The 19,623-nt window shown below is 32.4% G+C and carries 20 protein-coding genes and 1 pseudogene; 6 read left to right on the forward strand and 15 right to left on the reverse strand.

Annotation, left to right across the window (positions count from 1 at the left end; translation table 11 throughout):
* Positions 1-205 precede the first annotated feature (205 nt).
* From CN514_RS10455 to CN514_RS10465, 3 genes are all read right to left on the reverse strand, one after another.
* On the reverse strand, positions 206-973 hold the full coding sequence (locus CN514_RS10455; RefSeq protein ID WP_176525862.1) for a hypothetical protein: 768 nt from the start codon (positions 971-973) through the stop codon (positions 206-208).
* 279 nt (positions 974-1,252) lie between these two features.
* Positions 1,253-1,873 (reverse strand): hypothetical protein, encoded by a 621-nt coding sequence (locus CN514_RS10460; protein WP_098232522.1) that lies wholly within the window; start codon positions 1,871-1,873, stop codon positions 1,253-1,255.
* A 94-nt stretch (positions 1,874-1,967) separates the two neighbouring features.
* Positions 1,968-2,780 (reverse strand): hypothetical protein, encoded by an 813-nt coding sequence (locus CN514_RS10465; RefSeq protein ID WP_098232523.1) that lies wholly within the window; start codon positions 2,778-2,780, stop codon positions 1,968-1,970.
* A 1,281-nt stretch (positions 2,781-4,061) separates the two neighbouring features.
* Between CN514_RS10465 and CN514_RS10470 the strand changes: the two genes are divergently transcribed.
* The gene (locus CN514_RS10470) at positions 4,062-4,979 is read left to right on the forward strand and encodes an LCP family protein (RefSeq protein WP_098232524.1); all 918 of its coding nucleotides are present in this window, start codon (positions 4,062-4,064) and stop codon (positions 4,977-4,979) included.
* Between the two features lie 37 nt (positions 4,980-5,016).
* On the opposite strand, the gene CN514_RS10475 is transcribed toward CN514_RS10470, so the two are convergent.
* The 6 genes from CN514_RS10475 to CN514_RS10500 are packed head-to-tail and all read right to left on the reverse strand — an operon-like array spanning position 5,017 to position 10,678.
* Complete coding sequence (locus tag CN514_RS10475) at positions 5,017-5,925, reverse strand: alpha/beta hydrolase (protein ID WP_098232525.1); 909 nt, start codon at positions 5,923-5,925, stop codon at positions 5,017-5,019.
* 2 nt (positions 5,926-5,927) lie between these two features.
* Positions 5,928-7,229, reverse strand: coding sequence for an MmgE/PrpD family protein (locus tag CN514_RS10480; protein WP_286141634.1), 1,302 nt, complete (start codon positions 7,227-7,229; stop codon positions 5,928-5,930).
* A gap of 50 nt (positions 7,230-7,279) precedes the next feature.
* On the reverse strand, positions 7,280-8,206 hold the full coding sequence (locus CN514_RS10485; RefSeq protein WP_098232527.1) for an ABC transporter substrate-binding protein: 927 nt from the start codon (positions 8,204-8,206) through the stop codon (positions 7,280-7,282).
* Positions 8,207-8,228: 22 nt separating this feature from the next.
* The gene (locus CN514_RS10490; RefSeq protein WP_098232528.1) at positions 8,229-8,966 is read right to left on the reverse strand and encodes an ABC transporter permease; all 738 of its coding nucleotides are present in this window, start codon (positions 8,964-8,966) and stop codon (positions 8,229-8,231) included.
* A gap of 13 nt (positions 8,967-8,979) precedes the next feature.
* Positions 8,980-9,978 (reverse strand): ABC transporter ATP-binding protein, encoded by a 999-nt coding sequence (locus CN514_RS10495; RefSeq protein WP_098232529.1) that lies wholly within the window; start codon positions 9,976-9,978, stop codon positions 8,980-8,982.
* Between the two features lie 49 nt (positions 9,979-10,027).
* Entirely contained in the window at positions 10,028-10,678 is a 651-nt protein-coding gene (locus tag CN514_RS10500; RefSeq protein ID WP_098232530.1) for an ABC transporter permease, read from the reverse strand.
* Positions 10,679-11,008: 330 nt separating this feature from the next.
* Between CN514_RS10500 and CN514_RS10505 the strand changes: the two genes are divergently transcribed.
* Together CN514_RS10505 and CN514_RS10510 are read left to right on the forward strand one after the other, a co-directional pair.
* Positions 11,009-11,233 carry a hypothetical protein gene (locus CN514_RS10505; RefSeq protein ID WP_098232531.1) on the forward strand — a complete coding sequence of 75 codons (225 nt, stop codon included), beginning with the start codon at positions 11,009-11,011 and terminating at the stop codon, positions 11,231-11,233.
* Positions 11,234-11,438: 205 nt separating this feature from the next.
* Complete coding sequence (locus CN514_RS10510; protein WP_098232532.1) at positions 11,439-13,145, forward strand: hypothetical protein; 1,707 nt, start codon at positions 11,439-11,441, stop codon at positions 13,143-13,145.
* 67 nt (positions 13,146-13,212) lie between these two features.
* Here the strand turns inward: CN514_RS10510 and CN514_RS10515 are convergent, their stop codons facing one another.
* From CN514_RS10515 to CN514_RS10535, 5 genes and pseudogenes are all read right to left on the reverse strand, one after another.
* Positions 13,213-13,770, reverse strand: coding sequence for a hypothetical protein (locus CN514_RS10515; RefSeq protein ID WP_098232533.1), 558 nt, complete (start codon positions 13,768-13,770; stop codon positions 13,213-13,215).
* A gap of 248 nt (positions 13,771-14,018) precedes the next feature.
* Positions 14,019-14,729: pseudogene (locus CN514_RS26990) on the reverse strand (aldo/keto reductase); the annotation flags it as partial.
* Positions 14,730-14,916: 187 nt separating this feature from the next.
* A complete protein-coding gene (locus tag CN514_RS10525) occupies positions 14,917-15,393 on the reverse strand; it encodes a GNAT family N-acetyltransferase (RefSeq protein ID WP_098232535.1) in 477 nt (158 codons plus the stop codon).
* A gap of 58 nt (positions 15,394-15,451) precedes the next feature.
* The gene (locus tag CN514_RS10530; protein ID WP_098232536.1) at positions 15,452-15,799 is read right to left on the reverse strand and encodes a DUF6054 family protein; all 348 of its coding nucleotides are present in this window, start codon (positions 15,797-15,799) and stop codon (positions 15,452-15,454) included.
* A gap of 312 nt (positions 15,800-16,111) precedes the next feature.
* Positions 16,112-16,639, reverse strand: a complete 528-nt coding sequence (locus CN514_RS10535) for a DUF3916 domain-containing protein (RefSeq protein ID WP_098232537.1) — start codon at positions 16,637-16,639, stop codon at positions 16,112-16,114.
* 183 nt (positions 16,640-16,822) lie between these two features.
* Here CN514_RS10535 and CN514_RS10540 point away from each other — a divergent pair, with 183 nt between their 5' ends.
* The 3 genes from CN514_RS10540 to CN514_RS10545 all read left to right on the forward strand — a co-directional run bounded on the left by CN514_RS10540 (position 16,823) and on the right by CN514_RS10545 (position 18,847).
* Entirely contained in the window at positions 16,823-17,548 is a 726-nt protein-coding gene (locus CN514_RS10540) for a YwaF family protein (RefSeq protein ID WP_098232538.1), read from the forward strand.
* A gap of 655 nt (positions 17,549-18,203) precedes the next feature.
* Positions 18,204-18,332, forward strand: coding sequence for a hypothetical protein (locus CN514_RS26465; protein WP_286133623.1), 129 nt, complete (start codon positions 18,204-18,206; stop codon positions 18,330-18,332).
* Positions 18,333-18,472: 140 nt separating this feature from the next.
* Entirely contained in the window at positions 18,473-18,847 is a 375-nt protein-coding gene (locus CN514_RS10545; RefSeq protein WP_098232539.1) for a hypothetical protein, read from the forward strand.
* 320 nt (positions 18,848-19,167) lie between these two features.
* Here the strand turns inward: CN514_RS10545 and CN514_RS10550 are convergent, their stop codons facing one another.
* Positions 19,168-19,533 (reverse strand): hypothetical protein, encoded by a 366-nt coding sequence (locus CN514_RS10550; protein WP_098232540.1) that lies wholly within the window; start codon positions 19,531-19,533, stop codon positions 19,168-19,170.
* Positions 19,534-19,623: the final 90 nt, after the last annotated feature.

Raw genomic sequence — 19,623 nt, forward strand, 5'->3', positions numbered from 1 at the left:
AATCGGGACCAATCAATATTATAAAAATTTTTAGTTTCTATAAATACTAGAAAAATGATCCCGTATAATAGAGAAAAGTTCATAAAAAACATTGGTTTTGAATTCATAATACTAACCTCTCAATTTCAGTTCTTTTTGATTTATTAAGTTACGTTAGGAAAGAAACTGTAGCGATATTTGATATATTTACAATGAACTAAAATGGTTAATTATTATACTCAATTGTCTTTTCTATTTGTTCTTCTGTAATTCCCATTAATCCATACCAAGTTGGTGGTGGAAGTAAAACTCTTTGTTCTTTTCCAACTGAATAGTGTATCAATGGCCTTAACACTGTAACAGCATAAGGAGAATTTTGAAAATCTACTTTAATAGGAACTTCTGCTTCTTTTTGTTTATTTGGATTAATAACGAATGGCTTAATATTGAATACTTGTTCATCATTCAGATCTGCCTCAAATTTGTTAACAACAATTTTATTGCCAACGTTATTTTGCAAAGTATACATGTAATTATTTTTTTCATCTCTAATAATTGGATAAAATTTCTCTACTTCTAGAGGCTTATGCTTATCCGAAGTATCATCAATTACATTTATTCCTAATGCTCCAACATCATATTTTTTCAAACCATTTTTAGTTTGTATGGTTATATCCCTTATTTCTGTTTTACCTTTAGATTTAGCGACAATATTAAGAACCACAGTTTTCACATGATACTTTCCAACCTTAGCATTTCCATCTACTTCAAAACTCTCAATACTAATTGAATCTTCATTACTACTGAGATTGATTGAATAAATTTCATTAAACAAGTCTTTCTTATCACTAGAGTAAATATAGGTAAAATTTAGTGGTGTCCCTTCCCCTACTGCAAGACTATATGACCCATTAATAGGAAGAAATATATTTGATATTGCTTTACTTATAACTTCATTAGTTAGATATGATTTACTTTTCTTATTAAAAAACATTATTGGACCTGTCAATAAACCTAGTAAATAGAATGAGACAATGATAAATAAAATAATAAATAAGATTTTTCTTATATTCATTTTTCTAACTTAAATTTACTCTCCTAGTATTTTAGTAAACGTTTACGAAATACCTTAACATTTTAAAAGGTAAATTTTAACACTTTGTCATTTTTGTGAGCTATTTTACATTTTTTCACTTAACATGAAACTTGATACAACACGAAGGGCCCCAGCGAAATCGGGGCCATTTGTAATCAAACAAAGTGGCAATGTTTTCTATTCAGGCCGTTTAATCTGGATCTTTGTCTTTATATATTCAGTATGAGGTTTATCTCTCTTATCAACCCAGCTTACTTTGATAGAAATCTCATTTAATTTTACTATAGCGTCTTCGAATGTCTCTTCAGGGAATAAGTTAAAACTTCTACCTGCAGAAATACCTCCTGGAGATTTAATAGATGGAGAGATTGTGTAATCCTTAGAAACTGCTTTATCTGAAAAAGATTTTTTCATTAAAATGTTCGTGATCAACAAATCGGGAGTGTACAATACTTCATAAGCAATAATAGGTAATAGACCTGAGACGATGACATTTTTCATGTATGTTTTTGATTTTGAAACTCTAACATCAATCTCTATTCTTCCCTCAGCGGACTGATAAGTTTCAGCTCCAACTTGAAAGTTTTTACTATTTGATAAGAACTCAGATGGATTTTTCTTCAAAATATCTGCCGATTCAACTTTCATCGTATCGTCACCATTTTTCTTTGTTGGAGAAGTTTGTTCTGTAGTGGTTGGTATAGAAACAGGTTTCGATTCTAGAGCTTCTATTTTTTCACAAGCTGTGAAAATTGATATAGTTAAAACTATAGCAATTAATATAATTAGTTTTTTCATTTTATGAGAACGGAATAGGGTCCCCCCTATTCCTCTCCTTCTTTTTTAGTTTTTGCCCTTTATAAAGATCTCCATTATAAATTAAAAGTTAAATTTAGCTTGCAAATTCAGGTGTTGTATAATAGTTGTATCCTTTATACCAGTTTGTCCAAGCTCGATCAGAAATAGCTTTATTATTTTTGTAGTGAGTTGAATAAGCAATTTTAAACGCAGAGTATCCTCTAGATGGTACATAATCAACGTGTACAGTTCTAGTTTCATTGTACTTTTTTGAACGATAAGCATTTAAAGCATGTTTAAATGTTTCTTCTTGTTCTGCTGTATAGTAAGTTCCCCAGCTCTTACTAGTTTTGTAGACTTGGCCATTTTTTTCTGTGTAGCGGTATGATTTAAATGTTTGTACAGACGCCCCAGCAGTTTTATCAACTGAATCTAGCGCAAGTGATAATCCATCTTGAATAAAACCGCCAACAGTACCAACTAGTTTTCCTACGATATACATACTCACATTCCATATTGAATTCGCAGTAGCTCCACTCTTTTTCTCAACAAAATAAAGACTTCCGCTAACAGGATATTGGTATGTCGTAACCCTTGTTGTTCCCGGTTCAACCGCTATCGCTTTTGGTGTAACAACTGCATTTGTAGTAATTGTAGTTGCTGAAGATGCTTTTAATTTCGCCTTTGATTCTTGCACATGAGAAGTGTCATAATACACGACAGACTGTACTGGTTTTTCCAGTTTGTACCCCTCTTTTTTAATGTAATTCAATTGTGCATTTTCCTTTTTAGCCGAATCGATTTTATATTGAACTGGGCTTGCTGCAAATGTCGGTGTTGTTACACATAAAATCCCTGCTGTCAGTATGGCTACTCCTAACTTCTTAAATCCTAAGTACTTTTTCATGTTACCTCCCCTTTCTCCGTGTCCTTACTAAATCAGTTAGAAATTTCCTTAAATGAAGTAAGTTTTTTCATTCGTAACTACTAGTATTTTAGTAAACGTTTACGAAATTAGCTTAACACTTTAAAAGGTAAATTTTGCTAAAATTCATTGTCATTTTTGTGAACGATTTCACATTTTTATCTACGGCTGCTTTTAACTATATTGAAACCACATGAAAATTTTACAACTATGATTCTATTAACATGCATTATTCTTATATACTTATTTAATCTTCACAAAGGTACTTATAAAAGTAAAAATTTGTAATGTTTTACTAAAACATTCACAAAAATTCCACTAAATTCTTTCCCAAGATTACTATAATTAAAAACATTATATATTATTTAATGAGGTGATCGATTTGATAGATAAGGTTCTCTAATCAATTCAAAATATAGTAATGAAAAATTTTATTTTTTGATAGATTAAACTAAAAAAGGAGTAATTGAAGATTATGGATGAGAAGGCTTTTACTTTATATAGAATACTATCTATTTCATCGGGGATGCAGTCTTTATTTCTTATGTTAAATACTCGTTTTAAGTTAGAAAGTATAGTGAATGTAGTTGTATCATGTTTATTTTTTTTAAGTTACTTAATTATTTTTATAGTAATGCCACGAACTAAACGAAATTATCAATATATTATTTTAAGTTTTTTATTATTTGTATGTATTTCAATATTTGTTATTAAATAAAATAGTGAAGGTCAGCATTGAATAATTTGATGCTAACCTCCGCTATTTTAAATTGTTTCAGTCCAGTAAGATTTTATTAATTTTGTAAGCGCTGAATCGCTGTATATATATTGTGTCTAAGAACTCTTGTTTTTCCAGAATAATAGTATTGAACAACATCTTTTCCGTATCGATTAGGAGGCGTATGTTGAAATAATGTGTTAAGCAAAACCATAAAATGATGATGACACATACCCTGGAACATACCCCATGAAAATTTAACAACTATATTCTATTAAACATGCATTATTCCTATATTTTTATTTAATCTTCACAAAGGTACTTTTAAAAGTAAAAATTTGTAACGTTTTACTAAAACATTCACAAAAATTCCACTAAATTCATTCCCAAGATTACTATAATTAAAAACATTATATATTACATAAACAGGTGATCGATTAGATAGAAGGTTTTCTAATCAATTCAAAATATAATAAAGAGGTTCCTTAAGTGAAAACTTATTTTACTAAACTTTGATGAAGGGAACTGTAAGGTAACGGAGAACTATGAATAGAAATCCTAAGAAAAAGAAGAAAAGTCTTTTATTTAAATTAAGTTTAATCCTAATAATTCTAATATCAGGTACATTATGTTATGGATTCTATCAATATAAAAAAGGTATTCAGTTAGGTGAAAAGAACACAGATAAAAAAACTATAAAATTCAACTCTACGAAAATACCTAATAAAACTAACATCCTATTGCTGGGTGAAGATGCTCGTAAAAAAGGTGAAAGCTCACGAACTGATTCAATTATGATCTTACAATACAATAAAAAACACGAAACAAAGTTAGTTTCAATTATGAGAGATAGTTATGTTCCTATTCCGGGATATGGAAAACATAAGATTAATGCGGCTTATTCTTTCGGAGGGGCTGAACTTCTACGGCAAACGATTCAACAAAATTTTGGAATCGAAATTGAATATTATGCAATAATTGATTTCAAAGGTTTTGAAGAAATGATTGATGAAATTGCCCCAAAGGGAGTAACAATTAATGTAGAAAAACAGATGGAAAGTCATATCGGAGTCAGTCTTCAACCTGGTGTTCAACAATTAAACGGAAAAGAACTTTTAGGTTATGCAAGATTTAGACATGATGCTAAAGGTGATTTCGATCGAGTTTTAAGACAACAAAAAGTACTGGAAGCTATCAAATCCCAAGTACTTACTTTTAAAGGAATTACAAGTTTGCCTAAAACGATAGGGGTGATCCAGCCTTACATTCAAACCAACATGTCTACAATGGACTTATTAAAAATAAGTTCTGATTACATCGTTAAGGGTAAAGACAAAGATGTAGAGACATTAAGAATTCCTGTAAACAACGCTTTCACTCCAAAAAGATATGAAAAAGCCGGTGAAGTTTTGGAACTAGATGTAGAAAGAAATAAAGAGGCTTTGGGGCTGTTTTTAAATTAATAAAAGGACGCAAAATGCGTCCTTTCTTTAAAAACTATTATCTTACTGTCTCCAATTTAGTATAACTCAAATTCTTCCCAAAAAATCCCTTTAGCTCCCCAACCAACTCCTGAAACACCGGATGCTCATGATACATAAAATCATTATGCTTACCATCAATTATATACAACTCTTTAGGCTCCGCTGCCGTTTCAAAAAACTGAACCGACTCATCAACCGGATGTAAAAGATTATCCTTACCATGCGCCACAAACAATGGACACTCAATATCCTGTGCAATCTTATCTGCGTTCATGTTAATGATAGAATCTGTAAACTGCAACTGAGTCAACTTGCCAAACGGTGATAAAATAGCAAGCTCCTTCTGTACATAATCATTAGTAGCTTCATCCAATGGATAATGAATAAACGGATCCTCATATTTAGAACTTCCAGTCGTTACACGAAGAACACGATCCGCTTCAACTGTCTTCTTAATATCTACCCACTCAACATATGAATGAATTGATTTTAACCATCTTTCACCATTAAAGAAACCGTTTAAAGCAGCAACTGATTTAACTCGATCATCTGATGCAGCAACACGTACAACGTTTGATGCTCCCATTCCCCAACCGATTAATCCGATATTTTCAGGATCAACTTCTTCTTGAATTGATAAGAACGTAATCGCGTTTTTAATATCCTGAACTTGCTCATCTAAAATAACTCGTCCTGGAGTTCCTTCACTTTTTGCAAATCCACGGTAGTCAAAGCCAAGGCAAACATATCCAGCTTCAGTCATGTTACGAGCAAATAATCGTGGATAGAATTCGTTAAATCCATTGTATCCAGAGTTAGGAATAATCGCAGGTCGCTTTTCACCTGGTTGGTAATCATCTGGTAAATAAATCGTTCCATCTAATTTAAAACCTTCACTATAAAAACTAATTTGACGTTCTTTCATTATTAAATCCCTCCGATTTTTATTAGTTCGCTTAATTCGCGAATGCTTTTTAGATTTTCGATTGTTTGAATACATTGATACAATTCTTCACATTGTTTATTTCCTAAAATAGGGGCTACAAGATTAGTAAACTTTTGCTTCTTTTCATCAGCAGTTAATGGTTGATTATAGTCACCTCTTGCTTGGTGGATACTAGAAAAATAATGGATTTCTTCACTATCTACTATTTCAACATGACTAAGTGCCTTTTTAGGAAACTCATGATTTAGCTCATCATTAACATAAACTTCAATCTTTTCCATCAATCTAGCAATCTCTGGATTTTCCAATTGATTCAATACTTGATTTGGTCCTACTTCACCCGAATTGAGATAAGCAGCAATTGGAAAGGTCAAATTATATTGTGCTTCTTCTGTATTCTTTGGCATGGATCTATTTAATCTAGCTGACTCTGTAAAGGTAAAAACGTTTATTTTATGAATCTTTTCTATTCTTACATCATGCTTTTCTACTATTTCCTTAATTGCTTCAATTCCTGGTTGTACCCATCTGCAGCAAGCATAAGGTTTAAAATAAAGTTCTTCTATTTTATAATTTGAACTGCTGTCAGATAAAAATGGCATGGCTTCTTTCGTTTCAAACAGAGATGGAATCCCAGTAAATCCTTCTTTTGCCAAATAAGCAGCACCAACTCCAGTCATACTTCCCCAGCCAATCGCATCCTTCAGCATGGAGGGTGTTTCAATACAGCGCATCATTGGTGAGTAAGTAGATTGGTATTCAGCAATACCGAGAGAATGCTTGATCTCCTCTTCAGTTAAACCAATCATCCTGCTTACCCCAGCAGCTGCGCCAATCGCTCCCCACGATCCAGTACAATGGTATTCGGGACGAAGCTGATGGACGAGAATTCCAGCTCTAATCGCTACTTCATAAGCAATCAATAAGGAAGACATAAATTCTTCACCAGAAATATCGAATTCCTCTGCCGCTGCAAACACTGCTGGAAAAACGACTGCACCAGGGTGCCCTTTTGTTAAGCGATGACCATCGTCCATGTCCAGTGCATTTGCAGCTGTTGCATTGACTAGAGCTGCTCCAGTTGCACTTAATTTCAAAGGGCTCAAGAAAATGGAGCTACTACCTTTTCCATACTGAGTTTCAGAAAACTTTTTAACAATTTCATACACTGGTGTTGCAGTTCCAGCAATTGTACAGGCAATACTATCTGCCAACGCTTCCTTTAATGCTATTTTGGTTTTTGTAGGAACCTTAGAATAAGATTCCTTCATAATAAATTCCACCAAATTATCAGAAGTAATTAGCAATCAATCACATCCTCATAGGCTAACGATTATTTTTTCGTTAACCCTTCTTTATCCAACCAATCACGACTTACTTCTGTAACGTCTTTATGCTCTACGTCAACCGAGTAATTCAGCGCCATCATTGTTTCATTATCAAGTAAACCAGCAAGCTTATTTAATAGCTTAGGAACTTCAGGGTATTTTTTAGCTACTTTTTCACTAACTACTGGGACACCATTATAAGCTGGGAAGAATTGCTGATCGTCTTCAAGACTGATCAGTTTAAAGCCTTTGATTCGTCCATCTGTCGCAAACCCTACTGAAACGTCTACTTGGCCATCTTTTAATGCATTGTAAAGTAAACCAGAATCCATTTTTACTACGTTTTTAGCAGGGAATTTAAAGTCGTATTTCTTTTGAAGACCTTTCACTCCATCTTCACGAGCATAGAATTCTGCATTTGATGCAAATTTTAGCTTTTTCGGATTACTTTTTACTAGATTCGCTAAATCAGAAATTGTTTTGATTCCTAATTTATCTGCTGTATCTTGCTTCATTAAAATTGCATAAGTGTTGTTAAAGTTCGCTTTATTCAACCACTCGATTCCTTTTTTCTCATCATTTGCTTTTACTTTTTCATACGCTTTATCTGAGTCAGTTTCGACTTTTTGTTTTTGGTAAACGACTAAACCTGTACCTGTGTATTCCCAGTACGTATCGATTTGGCCATTTTCTAATGCTGAGCGAACAACGGTACTACCCATGTTGCTAGCTTCTTCAACGTCATATCCATTTTCTTTTAAGTAAATCGATGTAATTTTAGAAAGAACTTGTTGCTCTGTAAAATCCTTGCCACCAACTGTAATTTTACCTTTGTCAGATCCACCTCCTTCACTGCTTGTTTTTGAACTATTACAAGCCGTTAAAGAGAATAACAGCATTGCTGATACTAACATTGTGCCGAATTTTTTCATCCTAATTCCTCCCTTAATGTCACTAAGCTGCTTCATTTGTACGTCGAAGGCCTCGTGGAATGATTACTTTTTCAAGTCTTCCTAATATAAAATCAAGAATAATAGCAAGTAAGATAACGGGAACAGCTCCAGATAATATGATGCCAGTATCGTAAAGCGAAATTCCTGTAAAAATTAAATCGCCTAAACCTCCGCCTCCAATTAGGAAGGCTAATGCTGCAGTTCCAACATTGATCACGACTGATGTTCGGACTCCTGCCATGATGGCATACATCGCATTTGGAAGTTCCAGTTTAAAAAAGAGTTGTTTCGAGCTCATTCCCATTCCTCGTCCGGCATCGATAATTTGCGGATTTAAATTTTCAATTCCCGCTACCGTATTACGTAATATAGGAAGTAATGAATTAAACCAAAGTGCAAAAATCGCTGTTTGCCAGCCTAATCCAAAGTAACTCATCACGAGTGCAAGGATCGCTAAGCTTGGTACTGTTTGACCAATGTTGGCAAAGTTCAAAACAATCCAGTCATACTTTTTAAATTTAGGTCGAGTAACTAAAATCCCTAGGGGCACTGCGGTTCCAATCGAAAGCACTGCCGAAATGCCGACTAGTTTTAAATGCTCGATGGTTAAATTGATTAGATCATCTGGATTTTCAATTATGAATTTAAATGTACCCATAGCATAAGCAATAACTAGAATAGCCAGTGCAATGACACCCAAACTAATTTTTACTAGTTTTTCTGTCTTCTTACTAGTCAAAAAACCACCCTCCTTACCTTACAATTGAAAAATCTTTCGGATGAATTTCAGTTAAAAAGCTAAAGTCTGAGACTCGTAGAATTCCCATATATCGATTGTTTTCATCAACAACACATGCTTCTCCGTTTGGAGCCGCTAAAAGAATAGCTAAAGCAGTTTTCAAATTCTCATTTACTGAGATTACTTGTCCATGCCATTCATGACTCGAAATATTCTTTTTAAAACCATCCATTAATAAAACTAGATCTCTTACTTTTAATAAAGTTAATCGTTTTAACGATCGTTCTTCACCGACAAAGTCACTAACAAAGCTATTTTTAGGATTAGACAAGATTTCATCTGGAGTACCAAACTGCATCAGTTTTCCTGCATTAAAAATCGCAATTTTATCAGCTAATTTAATCGCTTCGTCAATATCATGACTAACAAAAAGAATTGTTTTCTTCATCTCTTTTTGGATTTTAAGAAATTCATTTTGTAAGTGATCACGAATAACTGGATCTAGTGCACCAAATGGTTCATCCATTAACATGACTGGTGGATCTGCTGCTAGAGCACGTGCGATCCCAATTCGTTGTTGCTGGCCTCCTGATAATTCATATGGGTAACGCTTTTGAAATTGTCCGGCGTCTAATCCCATCATGTCCATCAGTTCACTATATCTTTTCTTCATTTTTGATTGATCCCAACCAAGCATTTTCGGGACAACATTAATATTTTCTTCAATCGTCATATTTGGAAATAATCCGTTATGTTGGATAACATATCCAATCGATCTGCGAAGTTTAATCATATCCATCGAATGGACATCTTTTCCATCCACTTCAATCTTCCCGCTAGTGATTGGAATTAATCGGTTAACCATTCGAAGTAAAGTCGTCTTTCCACATCCAGAAGGTCCAAGGAAGACACAAATTTCTCCTTCTTCAACGTGGAAATTGATTTCGTTTACGGCTGTCACGTTCTTGTTACCGCTTTCATAAATTTTCGTAACTTTCTTGAATTCTATCATTAAACTCCACCTTCCTTCTCATTTCGTATATCTCATTTATTTCTAGTTCTTATGACCTAACACTTTTACTTGTAAATTTTTGCTGAAGTTTTCCTATTATTAAGTCCATTGCAATGGCTAAAATTGAAACGGCGATTGCTCCTACTTGAATCATGACAGCATAGCTTGTTGAAATACCGCGTGAAATATATCCGCCTAAACCTCCAGCTCCAATATATGCTGCAATTGCCCCAATACCGATTGTCATAACAATCGCCATTCGAACACCTGCCATGATGACTGGAAAGGCAAGAGGTAGCTCAACTTTCATTAAGCGTTGGAAGGTCGTCATCCCTACACCAATCGCTGCATCCCTTACATTTGGGTCAACATTCTTAATCGCAATATACGTATTTCGAATAATTGGTAATTGAGAATATAACACCAACGCAACAATTGCTGGTAAAAAACCGATTCCTTGGTTAATCAATGAGAAAATCGGGATCATAATTCCAAATAAAGCAATACTCGGTATCGTCATGATAATCCCTGCAATAGCCAAAACAATTTCAGCCAATGTCTCCCGCTGAGAAATATAGATTCCAAATGGTACCCCAGTCAAAATGGCAATCCCTACTGCCAATCCAACTAATTGAATATGCTCCAAAGTCATCTGAAGAATTTCTGACCAATTCGATTGGACAAAATTGATAATTTCCAATGTCCGCCCCCCTTTTTGTTTTTCTATACTTTAATAAAGCAATTTCCGTGCCAACTTTAAAACGCTGATTTTTATGTAAAAATTCTAAATATTTGTAAAAATAGCGATTAAATGTGTAAAAAAATATTTACAAAATAGGAGGTTGGTGAAAGAAGTAGTTATTGTAGCCTCGAAAGGTAAAAAAAGATTGTCCAATAAATAGACAATCTTAAGCATACTATTTAAGACTTCAGTATACTAAACTATTAATAATCGGTTCTCCAGATATTCATAGAATCCTATAGAGGTACTCTAAGACATCAATAATAAGAAAGGTGAATAGTATGTTGAATGAGGAATATAGAAGAATATGATAAACATAAAGTTCAAGCTTATGAAAACAACTCAACTGGTGTTATAACAATAACCATTGGTGATCGAACTATTGTTGCAAAAGATAATTCACTAAAAAGTGTTATTGAAGAAGTACGAAAACAACGTCATGATCGATTAGCTCAAAGTAGAATTCAAACTGCAAGATTTATGGAAAAATTAAATAGTATTGGATGCAAATAGGAGCAATTTTAAAACTTCAACAACAATGATTAAATATACATAAAAGCTTGTACCCTCGATTATCAATTAATCAATGATACAAGCTTTTATTTAATAACTCAGTATATATTTCTACTATTTAACAGTGGCTATCTATAAGTATTTCCAATAAAATTAAAATATTGTTAGAAATCGTAAACTTACAACTAGATATCGGAGGAGTATTGTGTCAAATTATAAATCACAACTGAAACGCATCGTCGAAGGATTAAAACATACAGATCCAGCAATTCGACATGATGCAATTTTTGAATTAATCGAACTATCAGCAGTAGATGACCTACAATTTAATTTATTAACTTTAGAATGGTTAGCAAAAGAAGCCGCTAATCCATATCCAACATCATTTAAAGTATGGGATGAACCTAGTTACCATCTAATCAAATTCATCTCTCATTTTGAAATACCTGAATTAACAGAGGCCTTAATAAAATATTACCCTGAATATAGTAAGTATGCTAAAGAAGAAGTATTCAGGTACATAACCTCTTTTGACGGAGAAGAGCATGAACTAGCAGTCTTAGAATTAATTGAACAAGATATTCAAAACAAACAAGTTGTCTTACCGTTAGATGTGCTATACGACAATCCTGGCATCATTATTAAACTATTAGAAAAACATACTGAATTATTTGAAGTGGAAGAATATAAAACTACTTTTTATCGATTGTTATCATACTGTTTAGATAAAAATTATCTAGACCGTTTCAAAACAAAATACATCGCGCCATTATTATTAGTGGATTATCAAAAGCAAGTAGACGAATTTCTGCCTTATCAAAATGATTATGATATTAAGTTTGTGTATGGCTCATGGAAAGAAACCTATTTACAAATCCGTTCAATTATGTCGATCTATCTATCTTTAATGGAGTATTACTTTAATGATGAGATGACACCTTTTATAAAAGAAGCAATGACATTTACTGACCCGTTTATTCGAACGAACGCAATGATTGCCGCTCTTCAACGAGATATTGACGTACCTGAAGAACAACTGTTGGACTGTGCAACAAATATAGAATCCACAGAATATTTCTATTGGGAAATACTCAGAATTCGTAAAGAACACTTATTCCCTATTAAGGAGAAAAAACAAGCATACTTCGCTAAAAGTCACTTGTTTCTTCATATCGTACAAGAACATGATTTTGTCCCTGAAACAATCGAGTTAATCAAACAGCTTGATATTGAAAACTCATATAACCAACCAATCCGTTATTATCTAGCTTCCGTTTCACATGATGATCAAGTCATTCCAGCATGGGTAGGTGCTTATGCTCTCGAAGAAGAAGATGACTCTGTCCATATGTGGGAAGGTACTTATTTAGAAGATGGACAGTTCAATGAAAAATCAATCGAAGAACATGTACAACTATTTATGGACAAAAGAGCAAATGAAAAAGAAGAGGATGCTTCAACTGTATACTACGAAGGTAAGCCAAAAATAAGTAAGTGGTTCTACGCTTGGTACCTCCTACTAGCTTTAAGAGGATATCAAGCATTCTCCACAATGGACCCAGTATACATCACTTTAACATCTTTACTTGCAGTTTTAATCGTTTCATATCATATCTATAAAACCAAACTATTAAAAAACAAAATTGAAATCGTCGGCAATGTTGTAAGATATACCGAAAAAGATGCTCACTCTCAAATTTTACTAGAAGACATAAAAAAGATCACAATTCAAAAGTCTAACATGAAAGCAAGACTGCTTGACCGCCGTTCCAAAGTTGTTGCCATTTACAACAAACAAAACAAAGTTGCACTAGAATTCCCATTGGAATTTGTATCTTACGATGAATTTGCATTTGTTGTAGATGATCTGACTGATCATTTAAAAGAACAACCGCATATTCAGGAACAATAATTTAATAAAAAAAGGCTGTATCTGCGATTACCCAGTAATCAATGATACAGCCTTTTTATTTTATAACTCAGTTTGTATGTGCTTCTGTAAATTCTAGTAACCATTTACCTTCCTTATATACATAATAAAAACCTTCGCTTCGTTTATCATTTTTATTGATTGGTATAATATCGATTTCAAGTGCCCTATTATCTCCAAGAACACTTACTTCATTAAGCATCCAGCCTTTTATTCTACTAATCGGATATATTTCTTCAACTTCACCTTTTGTTTTCATTCTTTCTTGGAATAAAGTTAGCGATCGCTTCGTTAATTCTGTTTTTGTTTTATTTGAAAAATAAATTATATTTTCGAGTGGCTTGTAAATATTAACCGAAAATATTAAAAAGATTACTAATAAGACCATCGTTCTAAGAACTGCTTTAATTGAATACCCGATTGTTTTTTTTAAGTATTTTCCTATCAATAAAAAATAAAGAAAATAAAGTAATATTGGAAGTCCAACATAAAATATTGAATTATATAGCCATCCAGCAATAAATGATAAAGTTTCAGGTATGCCGTAGCAAATGGCTATTACGACAGTTAATAAAAATGGAGCATAGTACAATAATTTAATTTTCATAGTTAACCTCTAAAAAAGATAATTAAAAAACTTATTCAATCTGGCTTACAGTGTGGTTATAAAAATGATTGTACCATTTTAAATAAAACTTTAATTCCTTCAATAGTAGGGTATTTTATGCAGTACTATTCTTTCATATAGATAAAAAGAGCCAATTATTCGGCTCTGAGTTTATGTTCTACTAATGTTTTCATTGCCTAAAACAAAACAGGGAAATCTCAAACGAGACTCCCCTAAAAATAACTAACTTAAAACCCAACCCTCATCGTATCAGGATGTGAACCTGCTCGACTATCTTGGTTTAATGAATCAATGTTTTCCATGTCTTCTTGTGTTAATTCAAAGTCAAAAATATTTGCGTTTTCAACAATACGATGTTCTTTAATTGATTTTGGAATTGTGACTACATCATGTTGTAAGTCCCATCTTAAGATGACTTGTGCTACTGATTTATTATATTTTTGAGCAATCTTTGTTAACACTGGTTCCTCTAGAAGCTGACCTTGTTTTAAAGGTGACCATGCTTCCATTTGGATTCCTTCATTTTTACAGAAAGCTAAAAGCTCTTTTTGAGTTAAGTGTGGATGAAACTCTACTTGGTTAACCATTACTCCACCGGTCGGCATAATATTTACTTGTGGTAAAGGAGCTTTTACCGCTTTTACAAAGTCAGGACCAAACGCACTACCTGGGAATAATTTTACGATATCAACACCCGCTTCTAGTGCATGTTTCATCTCGGTAATCGTAATACAGCCTGGCATATAAGGCACTTGATATAGATTACATAATTTTGCCGTTTCTTCATCAAACGCTGGGCTTACTATAAATTGCGCTCCTGCTCCAATGACGACTTGATTAGAATCCTTGTAAAGATCTGCCAACTCCTTAATTACTTCATCTGCACCTTGCAATGTAAACGTAATTTCAATTCCATGAATCCCACCATTTTCACAGGCTTATACCGTTTACATTTAGCAAATTCTAGTAAAATTTTTTTAAATTTTTTACAATATTGTTACAGTGGATTAATAAAAAGGATTGAATTCTGTTTGTTCAAAATCCAATCCTAGCTACGATTTATGTACAAAATGCAGGGTTGATTATAACTAAAAATAGAGATACCGTTACTGGCATCTCTTTTGCTTAGCTTAATCGAAACTCCATTTTTCTATTTTTTGTCGCCATTCCAATAGACTCATAAAAATGGATTGCATTTTGATTACTCTCCGAAACTCCCAATTCAATACTATGAACGTTCAATTCTTTCGCGAAATCAATCACGGATTGCATGAGTTTTCTTCCAATCCCCTTTTTCCTACTCGCGTCATCAACACATAAACTATTTACAAGTAAGATCTTCCTTGCATTAACAAAAGAGTTTTCGAGTATTTCTTCTTCCTTCAAAACTGCCACTCCAACTATATCATAACCTAGAGTTGCTACTAGGATATGTTGTTTATCATCTTTTAGTTGGTTATAGAATTCCTCTTCTCCAACTGGAGTTGAGTTTTCTTTGTATAGATCTGGTCGTTCAAAAACATGTAAATCGTGAACTTGTCTAAATAATGATAATAATGGCTCGTAGTCTTTTTGATTAGCATTTCGGATTGTAATCTCCATGCATTTTCACCTCTTTGGTTGTTTTAACTTTGCAGTAATTTTGACTCACATACAAAAATTAATTATCCTCAATTATTTCCAATATATTTACTGCCAACTTTAGTCTGATTGGTTTGATAAAACTTTTGCCAGCTCCCCAACCAATATCGAATATTCCATCTCCATTACCTGAAGAAATGCATTTAACATAAGTAACACCACTAAAGTTATCAATTGTAACCGTCAATGTTGCTGTACTATTGTTTCTAAAAAAATATTTTTGAAAAACTAAGATTACAATTTCTTTTTCTTCAGCAACTTTATTATCCTGAAAAATCAAATTTGATTGTAATTCTGTGTCCTCTAATATAAGTTGTGTTACTTGAGCTGGCTTTATGTTTACAGTGAATTCTAAGTAATGTTTCATTGGATCCTTTTCCTCCTAGTTAAATGGGCAAAATTATAAATTTCTTGTGCTAATTTAGCACTAATAAGCCCCCAAAAGTTATCTAGTCTCTAACTAATTTTAACAATAATTTCCTTTAAGTTTCCAAAGCAAATTATCCTATTTATTTGTATAAACTTCCTTTTACAATAAAAAAGTTGACTAACCAGTCGATCAATACAACTGGGTTAGCCAACCATTATTAATGGATTCCTCACTTTATTTCTTTCAGATTACAGTAAGATTTGCTCTAATGCTCAATAAATAGCTGAAGGGTTCTCAATTTTATCTATCTTATGATAAATTTCCTATAAGCCACATTGTTTGATTTTGTCTAGCTTTAAAATTACAAAGATAGCCTTTTACTTCTAAGTATGATGGAACATTTATTTGCCACTCTTTTTGTAAGTAATTCGGGTCAGCAATTGGAATCATTTCTTTTTTGAATCTACCACTATGATAAAGTCCTCGATAGAAATCATCTAATCCTGCTTTGGTATAACCAATGGATACTACAATATACTCCATATGAGGAAGAAAGAAGAAACACATAATTCGATATTCACTTTCTTTTACTGTTTTCAGATTATGTAAATTACTAACAAAGTTAATAATCTCTTGTAAAAAATCTCTTTTTTTACGTCTTGGAATTAAATCAAACTCACCTATCAATTCGAACATTCGAAAATGAAAAGCATCATATCCCTTATAAGTACTACTTGTTGAACGCGGGCTTGGAAGTTCTTTAGAAAGTTTAACTATATCCCTTTTGAGATTACGAATTCGTCTTCGTTCTCCCCTCAATTTCTTTTGTCTTGTCATAAATAAATACCTCGTTATTTCTTCATTTAATCATTCTTCAATATGCTCCTTTAATTTTACCCTTTTTCTTAAGGAATCATTAAAGTTACGTATGAAACATTTACTCCTGTATAGAACTGGTAGAATTTGCCCTAAACTAACAATACTCAATCATAAAATAAAATCAAATAATGGGGTATTATGTTGGAAAGATTTTTTCAATTTCATTCAAAATTAGGTCCGTTTCGCCTTTTTTCAAAAGACCACCTATTAACAATCGGAATCATATTGATTCTCGGTGTTCTTCTATTTGTTTACAGAAAGCAGATTCAGGACTCGGGGAAAAAACAGGTTTTTCGTTTCTCTTTAGCATTTCTCTTATTGGCTACTGAGATTTTTTATCATATATGGCTTGTGTATGAGAATGCTTGGTCTCTTAAAACGGGTTTGCCACTTGAACTTAGTGATATTACTGTCATTTTGGCAATTGTAATGCTTCTGACAAATAGCTATAGAGTGTTTCAATTCATGTATTTTGCTGGTTTAGCCAGTTCTATTCAAGCCATCATGACACCTGATCTTGGTCAATATTCATTTCCGCATTTTCGATATTTCGAGTTTTTTGTTTCGCACGGAGGAGTGGTGCTTGCCTGTTTGATTATGGTGGTGGCTAGCAAATATCGACCGACCATACCATCCATGTGGGTCACCGTTCTCATTGTTAATCTTTATGCTGCTTGCGTATATTTCGTTAATAAGTCATTGAAAACTAACTTTATGTATCTCATGAAAAAGCCCGAAAATGCATCTCTATTAGATTATCTAGGACCATGGCCATGGTATCTTCTATCAGCAGAATTGGTGATGATAGTAAGCTTTTACATATTGTATAGCCCATTTTGGTTAAAAAGGAAAATAGAAAGAAATTAAACGAGGAGATTTTCATTTGTCCTTTGGAGATTTAAAGGGAAGAGGAGATTTTTTAATTTACATATTTAAAAATCATTATATTTTATCTTAGAGTATGCGATAACTTCAAATATCTATGTTAATTTGAGTTTAAGACTTCCATTTTTATTGAACAATCCTATCATTTATCATTCTCTTCATCATTATATATACTTAGTTCAAATAATTTAGCTTCAATATCATCAATTTTTGCATTGGACATAATTACGTTCCTCTTATTTCAAAAGGGAAATATCACTTGTTTCAATTACAAAAATTATACCATTTTATTAGTTCTTCTTTACTTCAATGTTATCTACTATACTAGTTCCTTTAAGAACCCCCAAATATATTTGCAATATCGCCCAAACCCCATATCCAATTACCATCCCCATTATACTGTTCTCGCTATTTTCATCTATTCCGATTATACTTTTCAACTAAGTTAGTTCAAAAACTATCAAAGAACTCTCACTATCTAGATAGACTTGTCAAAAATATTAATAAATGTAAAAAATTACCATATCAAAAAATAGGTTGTAGTCTCAGACAAGCTTATCCTATTAAACATATTTATATAATATGATAGTCCGTTAGGGATATCATTTAATTCATATTTCGAGAAAGGGTGAAAAAAATGTCATTTAATCTAGCAACTTTTCTTGTTGTAGTAGTGCTTTTGGTTGCATTGCTTTTAGCATCATTACTAGGAGTTGACCAAGAACCAATTTTAGCTGCTATCTGTGCAACACTTGGATGCTGTTAATCAATTTCACGAAAAGCAAGGACAAGCCCGTCTAATTGAGGGCAAAACACCTAGAAGATTTTTATATACTTTAATAATCTTCTAGGTTATTTTTAGGAAAATCAAATTTTTTCAAATTAATATAAAGGTGGGCTTTTTAAATGAATAATAAGAAAACGAATAGTGAGCAAAAACTCACTCAATCAAGTGATATTAGTGATTTAAATAAAGAAAATATTATGAAACTAGCAAACAATCTTAAGGGAAATGAAACTACTATAGATATGAGTTCAATTATGAGGATGGCACAAAATCTTTTTAAAGATGATTCGCTAATGAAATCTGTACAGGATCTAGGAAAGACCAATCAGTCTAAATCAATTTCATTTCCAAAATCCGCTCAAAAAGAAAAAAATTTAGAGTTGCCACTGACTGGCGAGTTATTGGAAAAAATATCCAATGAGCTTACCCAAATAAAATCTGAACTGGTTGAGATTAATAAAAATAATAAGAATTTAGTTATCAATTTTCAATGAAATGAAAAAAATAATAAGAAAAAATAGATTTTCTAAAAGTTTATCCTATTAAAAAGTTATTTTTCTTAAACCTAGTATAGTATATTAGGCCTTTCTCCAAATTTAAAATGAACCCCTAGAATTCAATTGTTTTGGAAACTAGGGGCTTATTCATTTTATCCAGGAATAATTTTAAAATTGTTACATACTAATTTTTTTAGACTTTATATTTGTGAGAATCTTTTTCATGATTTGACATTTAAATATCCCCCCAATTTGTTTTACTATCCCCTCTTTAATGAAATCAAAATAGAGCCCCAAATGTGTCTCAACATCTAAAATTATTCTATAATTTGTGTTTTCTTACCTTTCATAACTCTAAACAAGAAAAGCAAATGAAAATATAGGTACACATAGACAGCTAAACCTGGTGCAAAAATCACTGGAATTGAGAACAAAATTAATTGTATCAAATAGTCGTATATTTGCTTTTTTGGGGGAAATCTTTTTATTACGTAATCTACTATTAGGGTTACAGGTATCCTAATAACCACGTATGCAATAAAGAATATTAATGAAATAAACAAATACCCCATACCATTTGCATATGCTAAGTTTTGTTCACTTCGAAATTCTGGAAAAATTATTAAATGAGCAATATCAATTAGAATGATAGAAACAATGATAGCTAGTAATATTTTTTTCATAATTACACCCTTCCTTAGTAATTATTATAATGGATTCTTAAATGAGAGAGTGTATTTTTGTACATTAATTTAAAGAAAAAAAATTAAATA

The sequence above is a fragment of the Bacillus sp. AFS001701 genome (genome assembly GCF_002559405.1).
GTDB lineage: Bacteria > Bacillota > Bacilli > Bacillales > Bacillaceae_G > Gottfriedia.